23 protein-coding genes and 2 tRNA genes are annotated in these 25726 nt (G+C 67.8%); 18 read left to right on the forward strand and 7 right to left on the reverse strand.

Going from position 1 to position 25726, the window contains the following annotated elements:
• Positions 1–120: 120 nt before the first annotated feature.
• The 4 genes from gltX (at position 121) to IG171_RS03945 (ending at position 3272) form a co-directional block, all read left to right on the forward strand.
• The gene (gene gltX, locus IG171_RS03930) at positions 121–1587 is read left to right on the forward strand and encodes a glutamate--tRNA ligase (protein WP_212130026.1); all 1467 of its coding nucleotides are present in this window, start codon (positions 121–123) and stop codon (positions 1585–1587) included.
• 98 nt (positions 1588–1685) lie between these two features.
• Positions 1686–2870, forward strand: a complete 1185-nt coding sequence (locus tag IG171_RS03935) for an alpha/beta fold hydrolase (protein WP_349252138.1) — start codon at positions 1686–1688, stop codon at positions 2868–2870.
• Between the two features lie 216 nt (positions 2871–3086).
• A tRNA-Gln gene (locus tag IG171_RS03940) sits at positions 3087–3158 on the forward strand.
• A gap of 41 nt (positions 3159–3199) precedes the next feature.
• Positions 3200–3272, forward strand: a tRNA-Glu gene (locus IG171_RS03945).
• Between the two features lie 153 nt (positions 3273–3425).
• Here the strand turns inward: IG171_RS03945 and IG171_RS03950 are convergent.
• Both IG171_RS03950 and IG171_RS03955 read right to left on the reverse strand, forming a co-directional pair.
• Positions 3426–4250, reverse strand: a complete 825-nt coding sequence (locus IG171_RS03950) for a DUF4282 domain-containing protein (protein WP_212130028.1) — start codon at positions 4248–4250, stop codon at positions 3426–3428.
• Positions 4251–4370: 120 nt separating this feature from the next.
• Positions 4371–5336, reverse strand: coding sequence for an aldose 1-epimerase family protein (locus IG171_RS03955; RefSeq protein ID WP_212130030.1), 966 nt, complete (start codon positions 5334–5336; stop codon positions 4371–4373).
• A gap of 120 nt (positions 5337–5456) precedes the next feature.
• Between IG171_RS03955 and galT the strand changes: the two genes are divergently transcribed.
• The gene (gene galT / locus IG171_RS03960) at positions 5457–6656 is read left to right on the forward strand and encodes a galactose-1-phosphate uridylyltransferase (protein WP_212130032.1); all 1200 of its coding nucleotides are present in this window, start codon (positions 5457–5459) and stop codon (positions 6654–6656) included.
• Positions 6653–7903, forward strand: coding sequence for a galactokinase (gene galK, locus IG171_RS03965; RefSeq protein WP_212130034.1), 1251 nt, complete (start codon positions 6653–6655; stop codon positions 7901–7903). The genes galT and galK overlap by 4 nt, the downstream gene beginning before the upstream one ends.
• A gap of 177 nt (positions 7904–8080) precedes the next feature.
• On the opposite strand, the gene IG171_RS03970 is transcribed toward galK, so the two are convergent.
• The 4 genes from IG171_RS03970 to IG171_RS03985 form a co-directional block, all read right to left on the reverse strand.
• On the reverse strand, positions 8081–8374 hold the full coding sequence (locus IG171_RS03970) for a hypothetical protein (RefSeq protein WP_212130036.1): 294 nt from the start codon (positions 8372–8374) through the stop codon (positions 8081–8083).
• Between the two features lie 17 nt (positions 8375–8391).
• On the reverse strand, positions 8392–10089 hold the full coding sequence (locus tag IG171_RS03975; RefSeq protein ID WP_212130038.1) for a sodium:solute symporter family protein: 1698 nt from the start codon (positions 10087–10089) through the stop codon (positions 8392–8394).
• A gap of 332 nt (positions 10090–10421) precedes the next feature.
• On the reverse strand, positions 10422–11180 hold the full coding sequence (locus IG171_RS03980; protein ID WP_212130040.1) for a DeoR/GlpR family DNA-binding transcription regulator: 759 nt from the start codon (positions 11178–11180) through the stop codon (positions 10422–10424).
• A 126-nt stretch (positions 11181–11306) separates the two neighbouring features.
• Entirely contained in the window at positions 11307–12023 is a 717-nt protein-coding gene (locus IG171_RS03985; RefSeq protein ID WP_166972796.1) for an IclR family transcriptional regulator, read from the reverse strand.
• A 176-nt stretch (positions 12024–12199) separates the two neighbouring features.
• Between IG171_RS03985 and leuC the strand changes: the two genes are divergently transcribed.
• From leuC to IG171_RS04020, 7 genes are all read left to right on the forward strand, one after another.
• Positions 12200–13684, forward strand: coding sequence for a 3-isopropylmalate dehydratase large subunit (gene leuC / locus IG171_RS03990; RefSeq protein WP_212130042.1), 1485 nt, complete (start codon positions 12200–12202; stop codon positions 13682–13684).
• Between the two features lie 16 nt (positions 13685–13700).
• The gene (leuD, locus tag IG171_RS03995; protein ID WP_212130044.1) at positions 13701–14300 is read left to right on the forward strand and encodes a 3-isopropylmalate dehydratase small subunit; all 600 of its coding nucleotides are present in this window, start codon (positions 13701–13703) and stop codon (positions 14298–14300) included.
• Positions 14301–14480: 180 nt separating this feature from the next.
• Positions 14481–15797 (forward strand): UDP-N-acetylglucosamine 1-carboxyvinyltransferase, encoded by a 1317-nt coding sequence (murA, locus tag IG171_RS04000; protein ID WP_212130046.1) that lies wholly within the window; start codon positions 14481–14483, stop codon positions 15795–15797.
• Complete coding sequence (locus IG171_RS04005) at positions 15794–16561, forward strand: lysophospholipid acyltransferase family protein (RefSeq protein ID WP_212130048.1); 768 nt, start codon at positions 15794–15796, stop codon at positions 16559–16561. Before murA ends, IG171_RS04005 begins: the two co-directional genes overlap by 4 nt.
• Positions 16558–17571: an NAD(P)H-dependent glycerol-3-phosphate dehydrogenase gene (locus IG171_RS04010; protein ID WP_212130050.1), complete on the forward strand. Its 1014-nt coding sequence runs from the start codon at positions 16558–16560 to the stop codon at positions 17569–17571. The genes IG171_RS04005 and IG171_RS04010 overlap by 4 nt, the downstream gene beginning before the upstream one ends.
• Positions 17572–17580: 9 nt before the next feature.
• Entirely contained in the window at positions 17581–18114 is a 534-nt protein-coding gene (locus tag IG171_RS04015) for a YbhB/YbcL family Raf kinase inhibitor-like protein (protein WP_212130052.1), read from the forward strand.
• A gap of 90 nt (positions 18115–18204) precedes the next feature.
• A complete protein-coding gene (locus tag IG171_RS04020; protein WP_212130053.1) occupies positions 18205–19320 on the forward strand; it encodes a D-alanine--D-alanine ligase family protein in 1116 nt (371 codons plus the stop codon).
• Between the two features lie 21 nt (positions 19321–19341).
• On the opposite strand, the gene IG171_RS04025 is transcribed toward IG171_RS04020, so the two are convergent.
• The gene (locus IG171_RS04025) at positions 19342–19860 is read right to left on the reverse strand and encodes a DUF3515 domain-containing protein (RefSeq protein WP_212130054.1); all 519 of its coding nucleotides are present in this window, start codon (positions 19858–19860) and stop codon (positions 19342–19344) included.
• Between the two features lie 32 nt (positions 19861–19892).
• Here IG171_RS04025 and IG171_RS04030 point away from each other — a divergent pair, with 32 nt between their 5' ends.
• The 5 genes from IG171_RS04030 to IG171_RS04050 all read left to right on the forward strand — a co-directional run bounded on the left by IG171_RS04030 (position 19893) and on the right by IG171_RS04050 (position 25643).
• Positions 19893–20978 (forward strand): thiamine-monophosphate kinase, encoded by a 1086-nt coding sequence (locus tag IG171_RS04030; protein ID WP_212130055.1) that lies wholly within the window; start codon positions 19893–19895, stop codon positions 20976–20978.
• 1 nt (position 20979) lies between these two features.
• The gene (locus IG171_RS04035; RefSeq protein ID WP_212130056.1) at positions 20980–22605 is read left to right on the forward strand and encodes a DAK2 domain-containing protein; all 1626 of its coding nucleotides are present in this window, start codon (positions 20980–20982) and stop codon (positions 22603–22605) included.
• Positions 22602–24749: an ATP-dependent DNA helicase RecG gene (locus IG171_RS04040; protein ID WP_212130057.1), complete on the forward strand. Its 2148-nt coding sequence runs from the start codon at positions 22602–22604 to the stop codon at positions 24747–24749. The genes IG171_RS04035 and IG171_RS04040 overlap by 4 nt, the downstream gene beginning before the upstream one ends.
• Before the next feature lie 10 nt (positions 24750–24759).
• Positions 24760–25347, forward strand: a complete 588-nt coding sequence (gene rsmD, locus IG171_RS04045) for a 16S rRNA (guanine(966)-N(2))-methyltransferase RsmD (RefSeq protein ID WP_212130058.1) — start codon at positions 24760–24762, stop codon at positions 25345–25347.
• A gap of 125 nt (positions 25348–25472) precedes the next feature.
• Positions 25473–25643, forward strand: coding sequence for a hypothetical protein (locus IG171_RS04050; RefSeq protein WP_212130060.1), 171 nt, complete (start codon positions 25473–25475; stop codon positions 25641–25643).
• The last annotated feature ends 83 nt before the right edge of the window (positions 25644–25726 follow it).

Below are 25726 nucleotides of genomic sequence, written 5' to 3' on the forward strand. Positions count from 1 at the left end.
CCCGGACCCGCCTCGGCGGAGCTTCAACCGCCTCGGCGGAGTACGACCCGCATCGTCGGAGCACGCCCCGCGCCACCGCGCACCACAGACTCACACAGCACACACCACAGAAGGACAATCGTGAGCGTCAAAGTTCGTTTCTGCCCATCACCCACCGGCACCCCGCACGTCGGCATGGTCCGCACGGCCCTGTTCAACTGGGCCTACGCCAAGCACACCGGTGGGAAGTTCGTCTTCCGGATCGAGGACACCGACGCCGCACGGGACTCCGAGGAGAGCTTCGGCCAGGTCGTCGAGGCCCTGAAATGGCTGGGCCTGGACTGGGACGAGGGCATCGAGGTCGGCGGGGACAACGGACCCTACCGTCAGTCCCAGCGCAGTGAGATCTACGCCGAGGTCATCGACAAGCTCAAGGCCGGCGGCCACATCTACGAGTCCTATTCGACGAACGAAGAGGTCGAGGCCCGCCACCGGGCCGCCGGCCGCGATCCGAAGCTCGGCTACGACGGCTACGACCGCGATCTGAGCGAGGAGCAGAAGGCCGCCTTCCGCGCCGAGGGCCGCGAACCCGTCTGGCGGGTGCGCATGCCCGATGAGGACATCACCTTCACCGACCTCGTCCGCGGAGAGATCACGTTCAAGGCCGGCAGCGTGCCCGACTACGTCGTCGTCCGTGCGAATGGCCAGCCGCTGTACACCCTGGTCAACCCCGTCGACGATGCGCTCATGGGCATCACCCATGTGCTGCGCGGTGAGGACATCCTGTCCTCGACCCCGCGCCAGATCGCCCTCTACGAGCACCTCAAGGCCATCGGCGTCGCCGAGGCGACCCCCGAGTTCGGTCACCTGCCCTACGTCATGGGGGCCGGGAACAAGAAGCTGTCGAAGCGCGATCCCGAGTCGAACCTGTTCCTCCACCGCGACAACGGCTTCATCCCCGAAGGGCTGATCAACTACCTCGCGCTGCTGGGCTGGTCGATCGCACCCGACCGCGACGTCTTCAGCGTCGAGGAGTTCACCGAGGCCTTCGACATCCGCGATGTCCTGCCCAACCCGGCCCGCTTCGATGTGAAGAAGGCCACCGCCATCAACGCCGACCACATCCGCCTGCTCGAACTCGACGACTTCCGTGACCGCCTGGTGCCCTACCTCCAGGCCGCCGAGGTGCTGCCGGCCGAACCGACGGACGCTCAGCTGTCCGTCCTCGACCAGGCGGCACCGCTGGTCCAGACCCGGATGAAGCTGCTCGGTGAGGCCCCCGACCTGCTGGCCTTCCTGTTCACCTCCGATGAGGACCTGGTCATGGCCGAGGACGGGCTGAAGACGCTCAAGGACTCGGCCCCCGAGGTGCTCGCCGCCTCACTCGCGGTCCTCGAAGGACTCGAGGAGTGGACGACGGCCAAGCTCGAAGAGGTGCTGTCGGCGAAGCTCGTGACCGATATGGAGATCAAACCGCGTCTGGCCTACGGGCCGCTGCGCGTGGCCGTGTCCGGCCGCAAGGTCTCCCCGCCGCTGTTCGAGTCGATGGAGATCCTCGGCAAGGACTCCTCGCTGAACCGGCTCAGGGCCCTGGCCGCACAGCTGTGAGCGGCATGGAGGAGACGAACTGGACCCGCGGGGGACTGCACTTCCGGGATGTGACCTTCGCGGCGGCCTTCGACCACTTCGGGCGTGCGTAGGTGAGCGTGCCGGATACACTCAGCGTGTTCGCTCGCATCATCTCCACCGAGGCGAACAGCGACAAGCCCTACCTCGTCTTCCTGCAGGGCGGGCCGGGTGTCGAGGCCCCGCGCCCGGTCACTCCGGTGGGCGCCGACACCTGGCTCGCGCGTGCGCTCGCGGACTTCCAAGTCGTCATGCTCGATCAGCGCGGGACCGGTCGGTCGAACCCGATCGGCTCGACGGCCGGTGCCATCACCGGTCTCGAATCCGTCGGTGAGGACGCCTCCGCCATCGCCGAGGCGCTCGCCTGCTTCCGGGCCGATTCGATCGTCGAGGACGCGGAGATCCTGCGCGGCCACCTCGGCGCGGACACCTGGTCGCTGCTGGGGCAGTCCTTCGGCGGTTTCACCGCGCTGCGCTATGTCAGCGAGCATGCGTCCTCACTCAGAGAGGTCTACTTCACCGGGGGACTGCCGGCGATCGGAGTCGACCCTGCCACCGTCTACGCGCGCACCTGGCAGGGGATGATCGGCAAATCCGAGGCGCACTACCGCGCATTCCCCGGCGACCGGGAGAAGATGCGCCGCCTGGCCGAACTCGCCGGCACAGGTGAGGGCCTCGCCCTGCCCGGAGGAGCGCGGGCCACGGCCGAGCGCGTGCGCCTGCTCGGGCACTTCCTCGGGACCTCCGACGGGCCGGAGAAGCTGCACTATCTGCTCGACCTGGACCCCGCCTCGGCGGCGTTCCGGCACGACCTGGCAGCGGCGCTGCCGTTCTCGGGACGTAATCCCCTCTACGCGATCATCCACGAGTCCTGCTGGGCCGATGGCGCGGTGACGAACTGGGCGGCCCGGAGGGCGATGCCCGATGAGGTCCGCGAGGACTTCACGCTGCTGGCCGGAGAGCATGCCGGGCCCGAATCGGTGCATGAGGACCCCGAGCTGACTCCCTTCGCCGAGGTGGCCGAGCTCGTGGCCGCGCAGCAGTGGCCGCGGCTCTACGATGTCGCGGCACTCGAGGCCGCTGATGTTCGTGGGGCGGCCGCGGTCTACTTCGACGACGCCTATGTGCCGGTGGAGCATTCGCTGGCCACTGTCGAGCACCTGTCCGGGGTGAAGCCGTGGGTGACGAACGAGTACGAGCACAACGGACTGCGCGCCGACGGCTACCGGGTCCTCGACCGCCTCATCGGCCTCGCACGCGGTTGAGCGGTGGCGTGGTCGGTCGGCCGACGGCGCCGGCAGCCTGCGCTGGGCGCGCGGGCGTCTGCCCTGCTGGTCAGAGGCGTTGTCGGCCCCGGCCCATGATGTTAAGAAGGTCACATCGAAAATGAGCCTCTGGGATTTGTCGTCGGGCGGGGTGCTTGTGTAGAGTTATATCTCGTTGCTCAGGGAAATCTCCACGGGGATGACCTTGAAAAACATTGGGCTATGGTGTAATTGGCAGCACGAGTGATTCTGGTTCATTTAGTCTAGGTTCGAGTCCTGGTAGCCCAGCGGACAGCATCCGGAGGTGACTCCAGGTGAGTTGTTCCTAAGCCCCCGTCGTCTAGTGGCCTAGGACGCCGCCCTCTCAAGGCGGTAACGGCAGTTCGAATCTGCTCGGGGGTACGGTGGGGCCCTGCATCGCGATGTCGATGTGGGGCTCGCTCTAATTCACAGGCTCTCTGCGCGGCAGATCCGCCGACAGCCCCATCTGCGACAGACAGCTCTGGGTGCATCTCGAGCTTTCTGTCGCAGACCGAGCTCTCGGCGTCAAGGGCCTCAGCGGGAGACGGAGTCCGCGATCCTCTTCGTGTGCTGGGCGGTCTTGATGTTGGACACGATGAGCTCGAGCACGAGGCGGACCGCGATGACCCACAGCGCCGGGATGATCCAACCGAATAGGATCGACAGGATCAGCGGCAGCACGCTGAAGCTCGGTCCGTCGGTGAAGTAGCTCGCGGCGGAACCGGCCGCAATGCCCGTGCTGATGCCGGCGATGATCGTACCGAGGTAGGACAGCACAGCTACGACGATCGCGATGATGTAGATGAAGCCCGACCACTTGACCGCGATGAAGTTGTCGAAGCGGAAGTCGAACAGCGATTTGAAGAAGCCCTTCTCGCCCGTCTGGGGCTGACCGTATCCGGGCTGCGCGTAGCCCTGCGGGTAGCCCGCGCCGGGCTGAGAATAGGCACCGGGCTGAGAGTAGGCTCCCGCCGGCTGCGAGTAGGCACCGGGCTGGCTGTAGCCGTCGGGCTGGGAGTAGCCCCCGGGCTGGCCGTAGCCGACGTTCTGCGCTGTTTGACCCTGGCTGTAGCCGGGCTGATCAGCGGCCTGCTGATGCGAGGCGGACTGGTCGGCACCCGGCTGGTAGGAGGAATAGGCGTTCGGGTCATAGGTGCCCTGTTGGTAGCCGGCCTGCGCTGACTGCTCCTGCGCCGCCTGTTCGTGTGCGGCCTGCTCTCGCGCAGCCTGCTCCCCCGCTGCCTGTTCCTGCGCTGTCGGCTGATCCTGGCCGTGTTCGCCGCGGCTCGGGTCGTGGTTGTCGTTCTGATCCTGGGTGTGACCGTTGTCCGGCTCGTTCGGGTTCTGCGGTGTCGACATGATCGTCCTCTCGCGATTGGAATGCAGTCACTGGCAATCTGCCTGTATCCGCAACTTATCAGGGCACCCTTTGGCGAGGAAGGTCGGCTGTCATCTTGGAAGCAGACTCGAAGCGACGGCTCAGCCTGCGCTGTCCGGCAGCAGAGAGACGCTCCACTCGACGGCAAGTCTTCCGCCGGGCTCGACGACGTCGAAATCGTCTCCCTCGGTCCCGGAGGCGAAGGCGTTCGGCGGGCAGGTCATCGGCTCGATCGCGATCGCCTGTCGGGCCCGAACCGACTCGAGATCGTCGCCGGTGCATACCTGCCAGGTTCGGAATCCCGGCCCCATGCCGATGACGATCTCGCGGTCATCGGAGCCCCTCAGCCGCGCTCGCGACCAACCGTCGTCTCCGCGCCTGGGCGTGGAGTAGGCGTCATCGAGGACCATGCCGCCGATCGTGCGCAGCCCCCGGAAGTCCTTGCAGACGATGCAGGCGGAGCCATCGACGACGTGGTCGGCGGGGATCACCGTGCCGTCGTCGAACGGGCGGAATTCGGTCGGGATGAGTCGCTCATCGGTGTCGACCCAGGTCTCGGCGGGGATGACCAGTTGGGCATCGTCGACGGTCCCGGCCGGAGCAGCGCCAGCACCCGGGGCCAGCCACGGGTGGAAGCCGAAGCCGAACGGCGCTCGTCTCGATCCCCTGTTGCGGGCTTCGGCGCTGATCTGCAGGCCATCGTCGTGAAGGCGGTACTCCACCTCGAGTGCGAACGAGAACGGGTACCCGGGTGTCGGCTCCAGAGCGAATTCGAGCCTCACCGAGGACTCGCTCTTCTCGAGCACCGTCCAGTCGGAGTCGGCGACGAGCCCGTGCAGGGCCGTGGCACGTTCGGGCTCGGTGATCGGCAGCCGATGGACGCTGCCGTCGAAGACGAAACGCCCCTCGGCGATCCGATTGGGCCAGGGGGCCAGCACCGCGCCGTCGAAGGCGCCGACCGAGACCACGACCGGGCGATCGTCGACGGTGAGGCTCCGCAGGCTCGCGCCGGTGGGGCTGATGAGCGCAGAGGCCCCTTCGCAGGCGAGTTCGATGCTGGCGGCCATGGGTCTTTCCGAAGTCGGTGGCAGTGGGGAAGCGGTTTCCGATATTCTACGCCGATCGCCCGCGCGGGGGCCGCCAGATGTTAGCATTATGATCGAAAATGCTCACTTTTGGGAGGTCTGATGACATCGCCACAACACCGGACGTCGTTGTCCGATGGCCGTGAGGTTCTGTTCTTCCAGGATCCGGACTCGCCGGCCCCGGCGGTCGTCGACGATCCCCGCCCCGTCGAACCCCGGCCCGACAGCGGGACACTTCGCTTCGACGTGCTCACCGGGGAATGGGTGGCTGTGGCCACGCACCGTCAGACGCGGACCCACCTGCCCGCCGCAGCCGAATGTCCGCTGTGCCCGTTCGCGGACGGGCGACCCACCGAGATTCCGGCCGCAGACTTCGACGTCGTCGTCTTCGAGAACCGGTTCCCCTCGCTCGGGCCCGGCCTCGGAGACGTCCCTGCCGCTGCCCCCGAGGAGGCACCGGGCGAAGGTGGGGCGTCCGCGCTGACGGCCCCCGGATTCGGTCGGTGCGAAGTCGTCGTCTTCTCCTCCGAGCACGAGGGATCCTTCGCCGAACTCGGCCCGGCGCGTGCCCGCACCGTCATCGACGCCTGGGCCCACCGCAGTGCCGAACTGTCGGCGCTGCCGGGCATCGAACAGGTCTTCGTGTTCGAGAACCGCGGTGAGGAGATCGGCGTGACGATGAACCATCCGCACGGACAGATCTATGCTTATCCGTATGTCACCCCGCACACCGCGATCACGACGGCTCGCGCGCAGCGGCATCGGCGCGTCACCGGCAGGCCGCTGATGGCAGACGTCCTTGCCTTCGAACGCGAGGCGGGGGAGCGGATGGTCGTCGAATCCGAGCACTTCTCCGCCTTCGTGCCCTTCGCCGCACGCTGGCCGATCGAGGTCCACATCGTCCCCCATCGCCAGGTGACCGGGCTCAACGAACTCGACGAAGCCGAACGCGACGACCTGGCTCGGATCTACCCCGAGGTCCTGCAGCGCATCGACGGCCTCTACCCGAGCCCCACTCCCTATATCGCCGCCTGGCACCAGGCACCGGTCAACTGCCCCGACCGTTCGGCCGAGTGGATGCACCTTGAGATCACCAGCCCCAGACGAGCCGAGAACAAGCTCAAGTTCCTCGCAGGATCCGAAGCGGCCATGGGCGCCTTCGTCGGTGACGTCTCGGCGGAAGAGACCGCGGCGAGACTGCGCGCAGTCAGTCCCGCGCCCGGCTCGGTCCGACCGACCTCTGAACATGGGCGGCCGACACCCGACCATGAATGGGCGAGACCCGGGCAGGAGAGCCGATGAACGCGGCATCCGCACCGACGGCGGCGAGGCTGGCCGAGGAATTCGCAACGACCTTCGGCTATTCGCCGCAGGCCTGCTTCCGCGCCCCCGGGCGCGTCAACCTCATCGGCGAGCACACGGACTACAACAACGGGCTCGTCCTGCCGATCGCCATCGACAGGGCCGTCCACGTGGCCATCGGCCGACGCCCGCAGGATCGACGCGTCGACGAAGAGCAGGATCGGCCCGCGACCGCGGCCCCGCCTCGGAGTCCGCAGAGCATCCGGATCGTCTCCGATCACCGCGACGACTCCGGCGAGCGGCTGTCCGGCCAGTTCACGGCCGCCGAGCTCGTGCCCGGGCAGATGCGGGGGTGGCTCAGCCATCCGGCAGGAGTCGTCGATGAGATCGCCAAGACGACGGGCACGATGGTCGGCGGCGTCGACCTCTACGTCGAATCGACCGTGCCCGTCGGAGCCGGGCTGTCGTCCTCGCATGCTCTCGAAGTGGCTGTTCTCATCGCTCTCGACGAGGTCTTCGATCTCGGCCTGAACGACCGGGAGAAGGTGCTGCTGACACAACGGGCAGAGAACGACTTCGTCGGAGCGCCGACCGGAATCGTCGACCAGGCCGCCTCCATCATGACCGAGGCCGGTCATGCGCTCTTCCTCGACTGCCGCGACCTCAGGACTCGGCAGATCCCCTTCGACCTCGACGCCGAGGGACTGCGACTGCTGGTCATCGACACCCGGGTGTCCCACTCCCACAGCGAAAGCGGCTACGGTGACCGGCGGCGCAGCTGTGAGGAAGCCGCCGGGATCTTCGGCGTCGAGAGTCTGCGTGAGCTCGACGAGGCAGTCGACCTCGGTCCGCTCACCGATGAGCAGCGGAAACGGGTACGGCACGTGTTCAACGAGAACGCTCGCGTCCGGACCACCGTCGACCATCTGGAAGGCTCCGGCGGTCAGGCGGGCCACAGGATCCGGGGGATCGCTGAGCTCCTCCTGGCCTCGCATGCTTCGCTCGCCGAGGACTATGAGGTCTCGTGTCCCGAACTCGACACCGCCGTCGAAGCGGCGATGGAGGCCGGGGCGATCGGGGCACGGATGATCGGCGGCGGATTCGGGGGATCGGCGATCGCGCTCATCGACGCAGCCGATGCCGATCGTGTCGGCGACGCCGTCATCGCGGCCTTCGCGGCTCGTGGCTACCGCACACCCGACGTCTTCGCCGTCAGCGCCGGGACGGGCGCGAGCAGAATCGACTGACCGCGGCGACCACGGCACGAACGCGGTCGCCGCGGCACGAATGCGGCGACCACGGCACGGATACGGGCCGTCACCGCGCGAATGCAGCCGCGACACCTCAGGTGCCGCGGCCGCATCAGGACGTTCATGCCCCGAAGCTCGCTCGGGCAGGAGCCGCTCGGGTGTGAGAGAGCCGGCTCAGCTGCCGGTGCCGCCGGTCTCCCCGGGGCCTTCGGGTTCGACGCTCGGCGTATCGTCGATGCGCAGCGGGCGCACCTTGGCCCAGCCGATGAAGACGATCGCTGCGACGATGAGACCGATCCCGGTCCAGAGGTTCGCATCGATTCCGCCGGTCCGTCGCGCCTCGTCGGGGGTGAAGCCGACGAGGCCGGCGAACACGAGGATGATCCCGAAGATCGCCAGCAGCACGCCGATGAAATTGCGGATGTCGAAGGCGCCTGCCGTCTGGGGCTGCTCGTTCGTTTCGTTCATTGTTCTCACTAGCTCCTTCACCCGAAGGTCACGTTGAGGATGATGACCAGTAACAGTGCGACACCGGCGATCGGCACCGGCCGCTTCCAGACCGGCGGCTTCGGCTCACCGAGGTCCTCGAAGTCGGCCTTCGGAGTCTCCGAGTAGACGAGTCCGCGCAGCGCATGGGCGGGCTTCGGCGCAGTGCGGTAGGTGACGATGACCGAGAGGACGATGTCGACGACGAAGGCCGTGCTGGCGGCGAGGAACGCCGCACCCTGGCCGGGCAGGTCGAGCACGCCGGTCTCGGCGAGGACGAAGACGACGACGGCCGAGAGCGTGCCGCCGACCAGGCCGACCCAACCGGCGGTCGCGCTCATGCGCTTCCAGAACATGCCGAGGATGAACGTGGCGAACAGCGGTGCGTTGAAGAAGCCGAACAGCGTCTGCAGGTAGTCCATCAGGTTGGAGAAGTTGCCGGCGATGAGCGCGGTGAAGATCGCGACGACACAGGCGCCGACCGTGGCGTAGCGACCGACCTTGAGGTAGTAGCCGTCCTCTCGGTCCTTGACCACGTACTGCTGCCACAGGTCGTAGCTGAAGACCGTGTTGAAGGCGGAGATGTTGGCGGCCATTCCGGCCATGAAGGCCGCGAGCAGGCCGGCGATCGCGACGCCGAGCAGACCGTTGGGCAGCACCTCGCGCATGAGCAGCAGGAGCGCATCGTTGTACGTCACACCCGTCTGAGCCTGTGCGCTGGTCTCACCGATGGTGGACTCGATCTGTTTGAACTCGGTCATCTTGGTCACGAGCACCGCTGCGATCATGCCCGGGACGACGACGATGAAGGGGATGAGCATCTTCGGGAAGGCACCGAGGATCGGTGTCAGCCGCGCGGCGTTGATGCTCTTCGAGGCCATGGCTCGCTGGACCTCGACGAAGTTCGTCGTCCAGTAGCCGAAGGAGAGCACGAAGCCGAGACCGAAGACGATTCCGATGACCGAGAGCACGGGGTTATCGAAGCCGGAGAGCTGCTCACCCGGCCAGCTGCTCAGCTGCTCGGCGCCGAGCATCCCGTCGTTGCTGACCTTGTCCACGAGGCCTTCCCAGCCGCCGACGCGGTGGAGGCCGATGAGCGTCAGCGGCAGAAGCGCTGCGACGATGACGAAGAACTGCAGCACCTCGTTGTAGATCGCCGCGGTGAGTCCGCCGAGGGTGATGTAGGACAGGACGATGGCGGCGGCCACGACGAGGGCGATCCACAGCGGCCAGCCCAGCAGACGGTTGACGATCGTGCCGAGCAGGAAGAGGTTGACGCCGGCGATGAGGATCTGCGCGATGGCGAACGACAGCGCGTTGACCAGGTGGGCACCGGTGCCGAAGCGTCTGCGCATGAACTCCGGGACCGATCGGACCTTCGAACCGTAGTAGAAGGGCATCATGACGACGCCGAGGAAGAGCATCGCCGGGACCGCGCCGATCCAGAAGTAGTGCATCGTCGGCATGCCGTACTGGGCGCCGGTCGCCGACATGCCCATGATCTCCACGGCGCCGAGGTTGGCCGAGACGAAGGCCAGAGCCGTCACCCAAGCAGGAAGGCTCCGTCCGGAGAGGAGGAACTCAATACTCGAGGACACGCGTCGTTTGGCGAACCAGCCGATTCCCAGGACGAAGATGAAGTAGATCGCGATCAGCAGATAATCGATCCACTGGGCGTCCAGGCGGATGTCTTCCACAGTTCCTCCAACAGCTTCGGTGAATGGTTCGTTGTGGTGTGAACCACCTCAGTCCGACACTTTAGATCACTGAGCGGCTGATCGCTAGTGATCGTTCATGAAAAGTTTTGATCGTTTCGCCATGACACGCTCAGGAAAGGGACAAGAGCCTTTCAGCAGAAAGCCATATGGAACTCAGCTGACAGACTAGTTCCGCTCAGGAACGAGGCGTGTGTCGGAAACGGCACGCGGGGCACGGCGCGCGGGACAGGGCGCGCGTATCGGACAGGGCATGTGTGTCGCTCAGCGGGCGCGTGTCGGACAGAATTCGGACAGAAGGTGTGGTCGAGGCTTCAGACCGCGTCGACCTCGACCCCGGCTTCACGCAGGGCGTCCAGCTGCTTCTTCTCGCTCTTCGAATCCGTGATCAGGTGCTGGATGTCGTCGGTCGGGACTGTGAGCACGGACGAACGGCGTCCGATCTTCGTATGGTCGACCAGGGCGATGACCCGGCCGGCGCCTGTGGCCATGGCCCGGTCCGTGTCGGCGACGGGGAAGGCCGGTGTCGACAGGCCGAAGTCCGCGGCCAGTCCGTTGCCGGAGAGGAAAGCGGTGTCGGCGCGCAGGCCGAGAAGTTGGGCGACGGTGCCGCCGCCGACGAATGCCCGGATGGAGTGTCTGAGGGTGCCGCCGACGACGATGACCTCGTTCTCGGGCGCCGAGACCATGGCCTCGGCGACGAGGAGCGAGTTCGTCACCACGCGCAGTCCCGAACGGGTGACGAGCTCCTTGGCCAGCAGTTCGGTCGTCGTCCCCGGACCGAGGGCGACGACGTCGCCATTGCGCACTCGTTTCGCCGCGGCGCGGGCGATCGCGGTCTTCTCGGCCAGAGCCTGCTCGAGCTTCTCCGCATAGCTGGACTCCCGTGCGCTCGAGGCCAGCAGGGCGCCGCCGTGGGTGCGGACGAGCCGACCCTCATCGGCCAGCTGGTCGAGGTCGCGGCGAATCGTCACGGCCGAGGTCTTGAGCCTCTCGGACAAGGCGGTGATGGACACGGCGCCGTCTCGTTCGATCGTTTCGACGATGATATTGCGTCTCTGGGCGGCGATCATAGGGCCATGCTACAGAAGCGATGATGCGTAGTGCGGCCGCGAGGATGACGCGCACGGGCGGCCGCGAGCAGGTGCGGCGAGGGCCCGCGCCCGAGGGATTCGGGAAGCCGCGCACGAGTGCTCCGGTCAGCCGCGCACGAGTGCTTCGGTCAGTGTCCTGGCGGCGTCGATGACGGACTTCGCGTGCAGGCGCCCGGGCTGGCGGGTGAGTCGATCGACCGGTCCGGAGATCGACACCGCCGCGACCACGCGGTTGCTCGGCCCCCGCACAGGGGCCGAGACCGAGGCGACGCCGCGCTCGCGCTCGGCGATCGACTGGGCCCAGCCTCGGCGACGGACGCCTGAGAGCATGGTCGCTGAGAAACGGGCCCCGCGCAGACCGGTGTGCAGGCGGTCGGGCTCCTCCCAGGCCAAGAGCACCTGAGCGGCGGATCCGGCGCGCATGGACAGGGTCGCGCCGATCGGCACGGAGTCGCGCAGGCCCACGGGCCGCTCGGCCGCGGCCACGCACAGGCGCAGATCGCCCTGGCGACGGAAGAGCTGGGCCGATTCGCCCGTCTGGTCGCGCAGCTGCCCGAGGACCGGGCCGGCGGCAGCCAGCAGGCGGTCTTCGCCGGCGGCCGAGGACAGCTCGGCCAGGCGCGGCCCCAGGACGAAGCGTCCCTGGAGGTCGCGGCCGACGATGCGATGGAATTCGAGGGCCACGGCCAGGCGATGGGCAGTGGGGCGTGCCAGTCCGGTCAGCGTCACCAGTTCGGCGAGAGAGGCGGGGCCGGCCTCAAGTGCGGAGAGAACCATTGCGGCCTTGTCGATGACTCCGACGCCGCTACCATTGCTTGTCATAGACACCATTGTGCGTGTCTCAGTGTGCGAGATGCAAGTTCGAAATGCGATACAGGCGAGTAGATTCACACTACGCACTCACTCCAGTGCGTCAATCTGAAGTTCACAGACGCGCCGACCTCGGGGCGTCAGGTCTACATCGGGTACGGGAGATCCCCGTACCGGCGGGAGGAACCATGCCACGCACATTGGCCGAGAAGGTCTGGGCCGATCACGTCGTCTCACGAGGTGAAGACGGTGCGCCGGACCTCATCTACATCGACCTCCACCTCGTCCACGAGGTCACGAGCCCGCAGGCGTTCGACGGACTCCGACTCGCCGAGCGCCCCGTGCGCCGCCCCGACCTCACGATCGCCACCGAGGACCACAACACCCCGACCTGGGACATCGACAAGCCGATCGCCGAACCCACCTCGGCCACGCAGATCGAGACCCTGCGCAAGAACGCGGAGGAATTCGGCATCCGTCTGCACAGCCTCGGCGACGCCGATCAGGGCATCGTCCACGTCGTGGGACCCCAGCTGGGCCTGACCCAGCCGGGCACGACCGTCGTCTGCGGCGACTCGCACACCTCCACCCACGGGGCCTTCGGTGCGCTCGCCTTCGGCATCGGCACCTCCGAGGTCGAACACGTGCTCGCCACTCAGACCCTGAGCATCAAACCGTTCAAGACGATGTCGATCACCGTCGACGGGGACCTGCCGGAAGGATCGAGCGCGAAGGACATCATCCTCGCCATCATCGCGAAGATCGGCACGGGAGGCGGTCAGGGCTACGTGCTCGAATACCGCGGCCAGGCGATCCGTCAGCTGTCCATGGAGGCACGCATGACGATCTGCAATATGTCGATCGAAGCCGGGGCGCGCGCCGGAATGGTCGCCCCCGATGAGACGACCTTCGAGTACGTCAAGGGCCGCCCGCACGCCCCGGAGGGTGAGGACTGGGACGCCGCGGTCGAGTACTGGAAGACCCTGTACACCGACGAGGACGCGGAATTCGACGCCGAGGTCGTCCTCGAGGCCGCGGACATCGAACCGTTCGTCACGTGGGGGACCAATCCCGGTCAGGGTCTGCCCCTGTCGGCCTCGGTGCCCAGCCCCGATGACTTCCCTGATGAGAACGACAAGGCCGCCGCGGCCAACGCCCTGGCCTATATGGGCCTGACCCCGGGCACCCCGCTGCGCGAGATCGAAGTCGACACCGTCTTCCTCGGCTCCTGCACGAACTCCCGGATCGAGGACCTGCGCGCCGCGGCCGAGATCATCCGCGGACGCAAGAAGGCCGAGAACGTCCGCTTCATGGTCGTGCCCGGTTCCGCGAAGGTCCGCCTGCAGGCCGAGGACGAAGGCCTCGACCGGATCTTCAAGGACTTCGGCGGCGAATGGCGCTTCGCCGGCTGCTCGATGTGCCTGGGGATGAACCCCGACCAGCTGGGCGAGGGCGAACGCTGCGCCTCGACCTCGAACCGCAACTTCGAGGGCCGCCAGGGCAAGGGCGGGCGCACCCATCTCGTGTCCCCGCTCGTGGCCGCGGCCACCGCGGTGCGCGGGACGCTGTCCTCACCGGCCGATGTCGCCGACCTGCCGCGGGACGCCGAACCCGTCGAATGGGCCGACGACCCCCTCTCACTGACCCTGACGCCGGTCTCGGCCAACGACTGAAGAAGGAGCACGAGCCATGGAAGCTTTCAGCAATCACACCGGCATCGGCGTTCCTCTGCGCCGATCGAACATCGACACCGACCAGATCATCCCCGCGAAGTTCCTCAAGCGGGTCACCCGCACCGGGTTCGAAGACGCCCTGTTCTACCGGTGGCGGTCCAATGACGACTTCGTGCTCAACGACCCGGACTACGCGGCCGGCTCCGTGCTCGTGGCCGGACCCGACTTCGGCACCGGGTCCTCCCGCGAACATGCCGTCTGGGCGCTCAAGGACTACGGCTTCCGGGTCGTTCTGTCCTCGCGCTTCGGCGACATCTTCCGCGGCAACTCCGGCAAGGAGGGGCTGCTGGCCGCCCAGCTGGAACAGGACGACATCGAGCTGATCTGGAAGATCCTCGAGAACCATCCGGGCACGTCGATCACCGTCGACCTGAACGAGAAGACCGTGACCTGCGATTCGGTCACCGTGTCCTTCCAGATCGACGACTACACGCGCTGGCGCCTGCTCGAAGGCCACGACGACATCAGCCTCACCCTGGCCAAGGAGGATGACATCGTCGCCTACGAGTCCTCCCGCTTCGCGTTCAAACCGAAGACCCTGCCGGCGAAGGTCTGACACCCCCGCCGAGGCGGGGCCGCACCCGCGCGCGGTGCGTTCCCCGCTCACTGCGGGCCGCCCCGGCGAATCGATGGCAGACCGTCGTCTGCGATAGTCTAGGACGGTGCTTCGACGACAGTTCGGGCACCGTCTCCGGGTGTCGGCATTCGGATTCGCAGGTCGGAATCAGGGAGGAACATGCTCGAAGTACGTGGGGGCAATCCGCTGGACGGCACCGTCCGAGTCCGCGGCGCCAAGAATCTGGTGCCCAAGGCGATGGTCGCCTCCCTGCTGGGAGAGACCCCATCCGTGCTCCGCGGCGTGCCCAAGATCCGCGACGTCGAGATCGTCACCGGACTGCTCGAACTCCACGGCGTGCGCGTCAGCTCCGCCCCCGACGGCGACCAGCCCGATGGTGAGCTCCACCTCGATCCCGCCGATGTGGCACAGGGCTCCATCGTCGATATCGACGCCCACGCCGGCTCCTCCCGGATCCCGATCCTCTTCTGCGGGCCGCTGCTGCACAGTCTCGGGCAGGCCTTCATCCCCGACCTCGGCGGCTGCCACATCGGGGACCGACCCATCAACTTCCACCTCGACGTCCTCCGCCAGTTCGGCGCCGAGGTCGTCAAGACCCCCGGCGGCATCATGCTCAAGGCCGGAAGCCGGCTGCAGGGCACGAAGGTCGAACTGCCCTACCCCTCGGTCGGCGCCACCGAACAGGTGCTGCTGACGGCGGTTCGGGCCGAAGGCGTGACCGAACTGCGGGGTGCCGCGATCGAACCCGAGATCATGGATCTCATCGCGCTGCTGCAGAAGATGGGCGCGATCATCACCGTCGACACCGACCGAGTCGTCCGCATCGAAGGCGTCGAAACCCTGCGCGGATTCATCCACCGCGCCCTGCCCGACCGCAATGAGACCGCTTCCTGGGCCTCGGCGGCGCTGGCCACCGGAGGAGACATCTTCGTCGCCGGGGCCAGCCAGCCCGAACTCATCACCTTCCTCAACATCTTCCGCAAGATCGGCGGCGAGTTCGACGTCCAGGAGTCCGGCATCCGCTTCCGCCACCCCGGGGGCAGACTCCGGTCCTTCGCGCTCGAGACCGACGTCCACCCGGGCTTCATGACCGACTGGCAGCAGCCCCTGGTGGTGGCGATGACCCAGGCCGAGGGACTGTCGATCATCCACGAGACCGTGTACGAGAACCGCTTCGGCTTCACCGACGCGCTGCGCTCGATGGGAGCGAAGATCCAGCTCTACCGCGAATGCCTCGGTGGCACCCCGTGCCGCTTCGGCCGCCGCAACTACCTGCACTCGGCCGTGATCGCCGGACCCACCGCACTCAAGGGCACCCGCATCGACGTGCCGGACCTGCGCGGCGGCTTCAGCCACCTCATCGCCGCCTTGGCCGCCCAGGGCACGAGCGAGGTCCACGGCATCGAACTGATCAACCGCGGCTATGAGAACTTCCTCGACAAACTCTCCGGCCTCGGCGCCGAGGTGTCCGCATGAGCGCGGTCACCGAACCGAACTCGAGCGACCGGGAACTCGTCGCCTTCGACCCCGCCTCGGTACGCTCGCAGAACCGGGCGGGCACGGTCGCTGCCGTCGCGGCCTACGGGCTCATGCGCACGACCACCCGGATGAGCGTGCACGGGGTCGAGCATCTGCCCCCGAAGGGCACGGGCATCATCGTCGCGGCTTACCACGCGAACCACCTCGACCCGATCCTCGTGGGGCTGGCACTCAAGCGCAACGGCCGGATGCCGCATTTCCTCGCGAAGTCCTCGCTCTTCTCCGGGGTCCTCGGCATCATCCTCAAACGCATCGGACAGATCCCGGTGCTGCGCGCCTCGGCGCAGGCCGGAGACTCCCTGGCCTATGCGAAACAGGCCCTGGCCAAGGGACAGACCGTCGTCATCTATCCCGAGGGCACGCTGACGAAGGACCCGCAGATGTGGCCACAGCACTTCAAGACCGGCACCGCCAGGCTGGCCCTGGAGACCGGAGCCCCGATCATCCCCGCCGCCCACTGGGGGCTGAACACGATCTTTCCTCGCGGAAGCAAGCGCCTGCGCTTCCGTCCCTTCAGCCACAACTCGACCGTGGTCTTCGGGCCACCGCTGGACTATTCGGATCTGTGGGCCCGTCGGGACGACAAGTCGACCATGGGGCAGCTGTCCAAACGGCTGAAGAAGACGATCGCCCGGATGGTCTCCGAACTGTCCGGGCGTGAGCTGCCGGAGCGTTTCGAAGAGAAGGAGACTGGCGAATGAGTCAGCCCAGGATTGCCGTCCTCGGTGCGGGTTCGTGGGGCACGACCTATGCCGCGGTCATCGCCGACGCCGGATTCCCCGTCACCCTCTGGGCCCGGCGGTCCGAGGTCGCCGCGGAGATCAACGCCTCCCACACCAATGAGCGCTACCTCGGCGATCGGGTCCTGCCCGAGGGCCTGAGCGCCACCGATGACGACATCGACGCGATCACCGACGCCGAGGTCATCGTCCTGGCCGTGCCCGCGCAGACCCTGCGTGAGAACCTCTCGCGGTGGAAGCCGCATCTGGCGCCCGGGGTCCGGCTCGTGAGCCTGATGAAGGGCATCGAGGTCGAGACCGGCAAGCGCATGTCCGAGGTCATCGCCGAGGTCGCTGAGGTCGATCCGAAACAGATCGCCGTCGTCTCCGGCCCGAACCTCGCCCGGGAGATCGCCGACCGCCAGCCCACCGCCACCGTGGTCGCCTCCTCCGACATCGCCACCGCCGAGGCGGTCGCCGAGATCTGCGCGAACGCCTACTTCCGTCCGTACACGAACACCGACGTCGTCGGCGTCGAGATCGGCGGGGCGATCAAGAACATCATCGCCCTGTCCGTGGGCATCGCCGACGGACAGCGGCTCGGCGACAACTCGAAGGCCTCGATCATCACCCGCGGATTGGCCGAGACCTCCCGCCTGGCCGCGGCCATGGGCGCCGAGGCGCACACCCTGTCCGGGCTCGCCGGGCTCGGCGACCTCGTCGCCACCTGCGCCTCACCGCTGTCGCGCAATCGCACCTTCGGCCGCCACCTCGGCGAGGGGATGAGCCTCGAGGACGTCATCGAACACACCTCGCAGACGGCCGAGGGCGTGAAGTCCGCCCCGGCCGTGCTCGCGCTGGGCCGCAGATACGATGTCGACCTGCCGATCACCGAGGCCGTGTGCGCGGTCCTGTCCGATCGGCTCAGGGTTGACGAACTCGCGGCTTTGCTGTTGTCTCGGAAGCGTAAGCACGAAGGGCCCCCGGTTTAAGGAGCACATATGAGCGCCAACTCACCGTTCTTCAATCTTCCCGAACTCCCCACCTTCACCCTGACCAGCACCGACATCTCCGACGGGCAGGTGCTCAGCGGGCCGCAGCTCTCGGGCGCGATGGGCATCGACGGCGGTGAGGACAAGTCACCGCAGCTGAGCTGGTCGGGCTTCCCCGACGATACCAAGGCCTTCGCCGTGACCTGCTACGACCCCGACGCCCCGACCGGATCGGGCTTCTGGCACTGGGTCGTGACCGACCTCGATGCGGCCACGACGAGCCTTGAGACCAATGCCGGGGACCCGTCCGCCGATCTGCTGCCGTCGGGAGCCGTGACCCTGCGCAACGACGCCGGCGAACCCCGTTTCGTCGGTGCCGCCCCACCGGCCGGTCACGGACCCCACCGCTACTTCTTCATCGTCACCGCCCTGGCCGAACCCCTGGGCCTCGACGAATCAGCCTCACCCGCCTTCGCCGGATTCAACATGTTCTTCAAGGGCATCGGACGGGCGTGGCTGGAGTGCACCTACGAGGTCAAGTGAGCTAGAGTTCTTCAGTCCGCGCACTCGCCCGTCGGTGCGCACCCCGTGTCCGGTCCCAGTTCGCGGGAGCATCACACAGCAAGGAAACTCATGGCAGACAACGATCACCGGCCCCTCGTCGCAGTCCTATTCGGCGGCCGATCGAGCGAGCATTCCGTCAGCTGCGTCACCGCGGCCGGTCTGATCGGAGCCATCGATGCCAACGCTTACGACGTTTTGCCGATCGGCATCACGAAGACCGGCGTGTGGCGGATCGTCGAGGACTGGGCGAGCATGCGGTTCGACCCGCAGGACATGCCCGAGGTCACCGACAACGGCACCGAGGTGATCCCGACCCTCTCGGCCGACGGGGCACCGCTTCTGCACCGGGACGCCGAGGGCAACTTCACCTCGCTCGGCGCCGTCGACGTCTACTTCCCGCTCCTGCACGGGCGCTTCGGCGAGGACGGGACCGTGCAGGGACTGTTCGAACTCAGCGACACCGCCTTCGTCGGCTCCGGCGTGTTCTCCTCGGCCGCGAGCATGGACAAGCACTATACGAAGTCGCTCATGGCCCAGGCCGGCATCCCCACCTGCCCCTGGGAGCTGGTGACCGAGACGATGTGGGGCACGGATCGTGCCGGGGTCGAAGCCCGCGTGGCCGAACTCGGCCTGCCCGTGTTCGTCAAACCCGCCCGCGCCGGCTCCTCGATGGGCGTGAGTCGGGTCGCCGAGGCCGGTGGCCTCGAGGCGGCCCTGCAGAAGGCCTTCGCCCACGACTCCAAGGTCATCGTCGAGCCGCAGGTCATCGGCCGCGAGGTCGAGTGCGCCGTGCTCGGTTCGCTGCACGATATGCGCCTGCGCACCTCGTCTCCGGGCGAGATCAGCGTGAGCGGGGATCACGCGTTCTATGACTTCGACGCGAAGTACCTCGACCTCGCCGACGCCGAGGTGACCTGCCCGGCCGCGCTCGACGAGGCCACGACGGCGCGCGTTCAGGAACTGGCCGCCTCGGTGTTCCGCCTCTTCGACTGCACCGGTCTGGCCCGTGTCGACACCTTCGTCACCGACACCGGCGAGGTGCTCATCAACGAACTCAACACTCTGCCCGGGTTCACCCCCACCTCGGCGTATCCGTACATGTGGGCCAAGTCCGGGCTCGAGTACTCCGAACTCATCGGCGAGCTCATCTCCATCGCCCTGGTCGATCACGCTCGCGCGAACTGAGACCGGCCCGGGCGGGACAGATCAGCCCTCGGCGTCCTCGGCGCCGACGCATTCGGCCTCGGGTTCGATCTTGGCCAGTGCCGGAGAGATCGCGGCCAGCACGTCATTGCCGGACTCGGCCCTGCGGTCGACGAGCACCTCGACGGCGGGCGTGCGCCCGTAGCTGGTGAACGCCCAGGTCGAATCATCGTCATCGGCCGGTCTCGAGATCCAATCGACCCCGGACACACTCACACACCGATCGGTCGTGGGCCCGGGCGGAGTGACGCCGCAGCGCAGCACCGCGATGCTCGGATCGCCCCACGCCTTCGTGCCCTGCGACGACGTCCGGCGGGCCTGCTCACCGGCGATCTCATCGGGCAGAGTGAGCATGATGTCCGCGCACTCCGGGTTCGCCGCATCCTGGGCTGGTTCGACGATCACGGTGCGGGCGCAGCCGGCCAGACTCACCCCTGCCAGCACGGCGGCAATGGCGACCACAGGCAGAGCGCGTTGGCGCGGGCGCGCACGGCGGCGCGTCGAGGCACGGCGAGATCTCATACGACTACCGTAACGCCCGATAACCTTGAGCTATGACCCGACTGTCCGAACTTGGCGAATCACACGTCCTTGACCGCATCCTGGCCCATCATCGCGACGCCGCTCACGTGATCGTCGGCCCCGGCGACGATGCGGCCGTGACAGCGCCGGCCGGCAGGCTCGTGTCCACGGCGGACATGCTCGTCGAGAACGAGGACTTCACCCGCGACTGGGTGGACTGGTCGCTGCTGGGTCGCAAGGCCGCGGCGCAGAACCTCGCCGACCTCTGCGCCATGGGGGCGAAGCCGCACGGTCTGCTGGTGTCGCTGGCCCTGCCCGATGACACCCGTATCGCCGACCTCGAGGCCCTGTTCACGGGAATCCTCGCCGAGGCGGGGCGGGCCGGGGCCGAACTCGGCTGCCAGGTGCCGATCATCGGCGGTGACCTCTCATCCTCGGGCCTCGTCGTCGTCGCGATCACCGCGCTGGGCACCGTGGAAGAGGGGACCGGTGAGGCAGGCGCCCTCGGTGCGGGACCGGCGATCCTGCGCTCGGGGGCCCGGACCGGTGACGGTCTGTATCTGGCCGGGACCGTGGGACGGGCCGCTGCCGGGCTCGAGCTGCTCTTCGCCGGGCTGCGACCGGAGACCGCCGCCCCCGAGCTCGCTGCACTCATCGAGACCCAACTGGCCCCACGGCCCGACTATGCGGCGATGCTCAGGCTGACGGCCGCCTCGGCGATGATCGACGTCTCCGACGGCCTGAGCACGGACCTCGGCCGGATCGCCGCCGCCTCGGGGGTGGGCATTGACCTCGACCGCGCAGGCCTGCAGGAGCTCATCGACCCGCTGCTGCCCGCGGCCAGGCACCTGGCCCGGTCTGCAGCCGCCGGCGGTGGAGGTGCGGCAGTCGGCAGCGGGAGCGCGGCAGCGACCGGCGAGGCTGCCCGGACCCCGGAGGAGGTCGCGCTGGGCTGGGTCCTCGACGGGGGAGAGGACCACGGCTTCGTCGCCGCTGCGGCCGACTCGGCCGAGCCTGGAGTAGGCTGGCGGAGGATCGGTGAGGTCCGCACCGGTCACGACGTCAGCCTCGACGGCACACCCGTGCCGACGAGCGGTTTCAGCCATTTCGGGAAGTGACATGAGCAACGCCATCAGCCTCAACGGTCGTCTGGCCGCCCGCTGGGCTCGCCGAGCGGTCGACCGGCTGCGCCGAGAGCGGACCGAGATCGACGAACTCAATGTCTTCCCCGTGCCCGACGGCGACACCGGCACGAACATGTACCACACTCTGCGGTCGGCCTATCTGGCCGTCGAGCAGCTCACCGGTCCCGTCACCCTGCCGCAGGTCGTCGGGGCGCTGGCCGACGGAGCCGGTCGAGGGGCCCGCGGCAACTCCGGGCTCATCCTCGCCGTGGCCCTCCAAGGAGTCGCCGACGCCCTGGCCGGGGTCACCGTGGCCACCGCCGATGCCATGGCCACCGCCCTCGAGACCGCCTCGGACCGGGCCCGGGCCGCCGTTGCCCGCCCCGTCGACGGGACCATGCTCACGGTCCTCTACGCCATGGCCGGCGAGGCCCGGGAACGCGCCGAAGCCGGAGCGGACCTGCTCGAGGTCATCGCCGCCGTGCGCGAACGATCGCGGTCGGCCCTGCGCGAGACCACCGGTCAGCTCACCGCGCTGCGCGAGGCCGAGGTCGTCGACGCCGGATCGACCGGGATCGTCGAACTCTTCGACCTCCTCTACGTCACCGTCACCGGCCGCACCCCGCAGGAGTCGATGCTCACCGAGGTCTCCCGCGCCCCGAAGATCATCCACGAAGCCCGGGCCGAGGAGCTCGAGATCGTCGCCATACTGTCGGCCGCCGCCCCGGACGGACTCGCCGCCGAACTCGACCGGCTGGGCGGGAGATCGATCGTGATCAACGATCGCAAGGTCCACGTCCACGTCGACGACGAAACGGCCGCCGCCGTCGTTCTCGACAACCTCGGCGCGTTGGGGATCGTGCGCCTGGACGTGGAGGATCTGCGCCTGCACGAGGACGAGGGGGAGACGAAGCTCATCGCCGTCGTCCAGGGCACGGGACTGCTCATGCACTCCGCCCTCAACGGGGCCACCGCGCTCGCCCCGGGAGGTGAGGACCTCGTGGCCACTGTCGGCGAGATCATCGCGGCCGAGGACCGCGAGGTCATCATCGTGCCCAGCTCCACCTCGGCGCTGCGGGCGCTGTTCGGTCTGCGGGCGGTCACCGGCGGGGAACCGGCCGAGTCCGGCAGGGCGCAGGTCGTGCGCTCGCGCAATGTCGCGACTCTGCTGTCGGCGCTGGCCGTCTACGATCCCTTCGCCCCGGCGACGGAGATCTTCGCGGACATGAGCGAAGCCGCCGCCGGCACCCGGGTGGGCACCATCCTCTCGGCCGAGCAGCTCGCCACGGACCCGCCCACCGGGGTCCTGCCGATCGTCGAGGAGGGCATGGACAGTGCCGTGGCCGCCGCGGCGGCAGCGCATCCGGCCCAGTTCTACCGCGTGTACATCGAAGGCAAACCGAAGACCCAGAGCACGGAGCTGACCACCCTGGTCGAGAAGCTCGCCGACCGACTGCTCGGCGCCGGGGGAGAGCTGCTGACCGTCGTCCACGGACCCGACTGCGCCCCCGAGGTCCTCGACCGGCTGCAGGAGTGGATCGCGAAGTCCCACGACAGCGTCCACTTCCAGGACTTCGACTCCAGGGACCCCGGCGTGCTCGTCATCATGGGGGTCGAATGACGACCCGGCTCGAAGACAATTTCAGCAAGAAGGACCGCAACGCCCTGGCCAAGCGCGGAGTGCACTCGGTGGCCGACCTGTTCCGGTTCTTCCCCCGCCGCTACCTCGTGCCCGGGGAAAGCACTCGGCTCGGAGAGCTGCCGCTGGGGGAGACGGCGATCATCCAGGCCGAGGTGATCAAGGTGGGCACCCGGCGGATGAAGCAGCGGAAGGGGACCATCACCGAGGTCATCGTCCACGACGGCCAGCAGTCGATGAAGATCGCGTTCTTCAACCAGCACTGGCTCGACGGGCTGCTCACTCCCGGACTGACCGTCGTCTTCGGCGGGAAGGTCGAGTCCTACCGCGGGCAGCTGACCCTGAGCTCACCGGTGTGGCTCAACCGCACCGAGGACGACCACGAGTGGACGCCCGACGACCTCAACTCCCCGTTCCCGATCTACCCGGTGGTCAAGGGCATCGCCCAGTCCCGACTGTGGAATGCGATCAAGACCCTGCTGCGGGTGGCCGGATCCGAACAGTTCGACGACCCGCTGCCGAAGGGCATGCGTGAGCAGTTCGGGCTGCCGGATCTGCGGACCGCATTCGAGGACATGCACAGACCGCGCCGGATCGAGGACGTCGAACGGGCCCGACTGCGGTGGAAGTGGGAGGAGGCGCTGGCGCTGCAGACCGAGTTCGCCTCACGCAAGGCCACCTACTCCCAGCTGCAGGCGCCTACGCTGCTGGAAGTGGGACCGAAGAGCCGCCGCTTCGATCAGTCCCTGCCGTTTGAGCTCACCGCCTCCCAGACTGCGGTCGGCGAGGAGATCGCCGCGGATCTGGCCGGTTCCGCGCCCATGCACCGCCTCCTCCACGGAGACGTCGGCTCGGGCAAGACCGTCGTCGCCCTGCGGGCCATGCTCACGGCCGTCGACTCGGGCGCCCAGGCCGCGATGCTCGCCCCCACCGAAGTGCTCGCGACTCAGCACTTCCACTCCATCGAGCGCCTCCTCGGCGAGCAGATGGCGCTGTCTCCGCTGCTGGCCGGTGACGACCAGGTGACGGTGGCGCTGATGACCGGGTCGATGCCGGCCCGGGAGCGCCGCGAGCTCGCTCTAGACCTGGCCACCGGCAACATCGACATCGTCGTCGGCACGCACGCGCTGCTGTCGGAGTCGACGATGTTCGAGAACCTCGGCCTCATCGTCGTCGACGAACAGCACCGCTTCGGAGTCGAGCAGCGGGAGGCGATGCGGGCCAAGGGCGGGATGAACACTCCGCACACGCTCGTGATGTCGGCGACGCCGATTCCGCGCACGGTGGCGATGACGGTCTTCGCCGATCTCGACGTGTCAACCCTGACCGAGATGCCCGCAGGGTCGAAGAACATCGCCACCCACGTCGTGCCGATCGTCGACCAGCCCACCTGGTACGCCCGGGTGCGGCAGCTGATGGACCAGACCGCCGAGGCGGGGCGCGGGGTCTTCGTCGTCTTCCCCCGGATCGAACCGATGGACGTCGAGGATCCCGAATCCGGTTCCGTGATCGGCCAGAAGCAGGGCATCGAGGAGATCAGTCAGAAGCTGCGCGAGTCCCCGGAGCTGTCCGAGCGCAGATTCGGGCTGCTGCACGGGCGGATGTCGACGGCGGAGAAGGACAGGGTGCTCGCGGATTTCGTGTCCGGGCAGATCGAGATCCTCGTCTCGACGACCGTCATCGAGGTCGGCGTCGATGTGCCCCGGGCGACGATGATGGTCATCGTCGAAGCCGAGAACTTCGGCGTCGCCCAACTCCACCAGCTGCGCGGGCGAGTCGGCCGCGACGGCAGCCCGGCCACCTGCTTCCTGCTCACCGAGCTGAGCGAGTCCAATGACAGCTATGGCCGGCTGCAGGCCGTGGCCGCCACGCTCGACGGGTTCGAACTGGCCGAATACGACCTCGACTCCCGAGGCGAGGGCGATGTGCTCAGCGCCTCGCAGTGGGGCGGGTCCTCGCTGCGGCACCTGTCGATCCTGCGCGATTCGCACATCGTGGCCGAGGCGAAGAAGATCGCCGAGCACATCGTCGCGGTCGACCCCGAACTCGAAGCCGTGCCCGCCCTGCGCGCCTTCATCCGACGCGTCCTGCCCGCAGACGACGCCCACTTCATCGAAGCCGGCTGAGGAGGCACTCATGAGAATCATCGCCGGAGCCCACAAGGGCGCGAGGCTGAACTCCCCGTCCGGGGCGAACACCCGACCGACGGCCGACCGGGTCAAGGAGTCCCTGTTCTCCATGCTCGACGGCTACGGGGTCCTGCCGGCCGCGAACGTCCTCGACCTCTTCGCCGGATCCGGGGGACTCGGCTTCGAAGCCATGTCGCGGGGAGCCGCGCAGGTCGACTTCGTCGATTCCTCACTGTCCTCGATCCGCTCCCTGCGGGCCAATGCGGACAAGCTCGGGCTCGACCACTCGGCCGACGTCCACGCCAGTGACGTGCTCCAGTACCTGTCCGGCCTGCCGGAACCGGAGGACCCCGAGGCGCGGACCTTCGACATCGTGTTCATGGACCCGCCCTATCCGCTCGGCGAGGATGCGGTCACGCAGATCCTGAGCAGACTGGCCGGCCATCTCGACATGGAATCGATCGTCATCGTCGAACGCGCCGCGCGCTCGCCCGAGCCGACGATGCCCGCAGGCCTCGAGATCTTCCGGGCGAAGACCTTCGGCGAGACCGCGATCCACTTCATCCAGCTCGCGGGCGAGTCCGAGAGCCGATGACCTCCTCGCGCAAGTCGCCTGCGCCCCGCCCGGCGGGGCGGTCCGGCAGAGCCGGGCATCGCTGTGTCTGGATCTTCGCGGTCCTCGGCGTGGGTCTGCTGGTGGCCTGGCTCATCCTTCGAGGCGTGAGCGACCGGCAGGATGCGGACGGTGCGGGACGGGACGGCTCCGGCGAAAGCCGCTCGGATCTCTTCTGGGCGGAGCCGACGGACATCATCTTCTGGGTGGCGATGGTGATCCTCGCCGTCGTGGCTATCGCAAGGATTCTGCGACTCATCCGCCGACTCCGCCGGTAGAAGGCCCGCGTCCCGCCCCGGCGGCCACGTCCTGCCCCGGCGGCCACGTCCTGCCCCGGCGGCCGCGTCCTGCCCCGAGTGTG

This window comes from Brevibacterium sp. SMBL_HHYL_HB1 (assembly GCF_018208375.1).
GTDB lineage: Bacteria > Actinomycetota > Actinomycetes > Actinomycetales > Brevibacteriaceae > Brevibacterium > Brevibacterium intestinavium.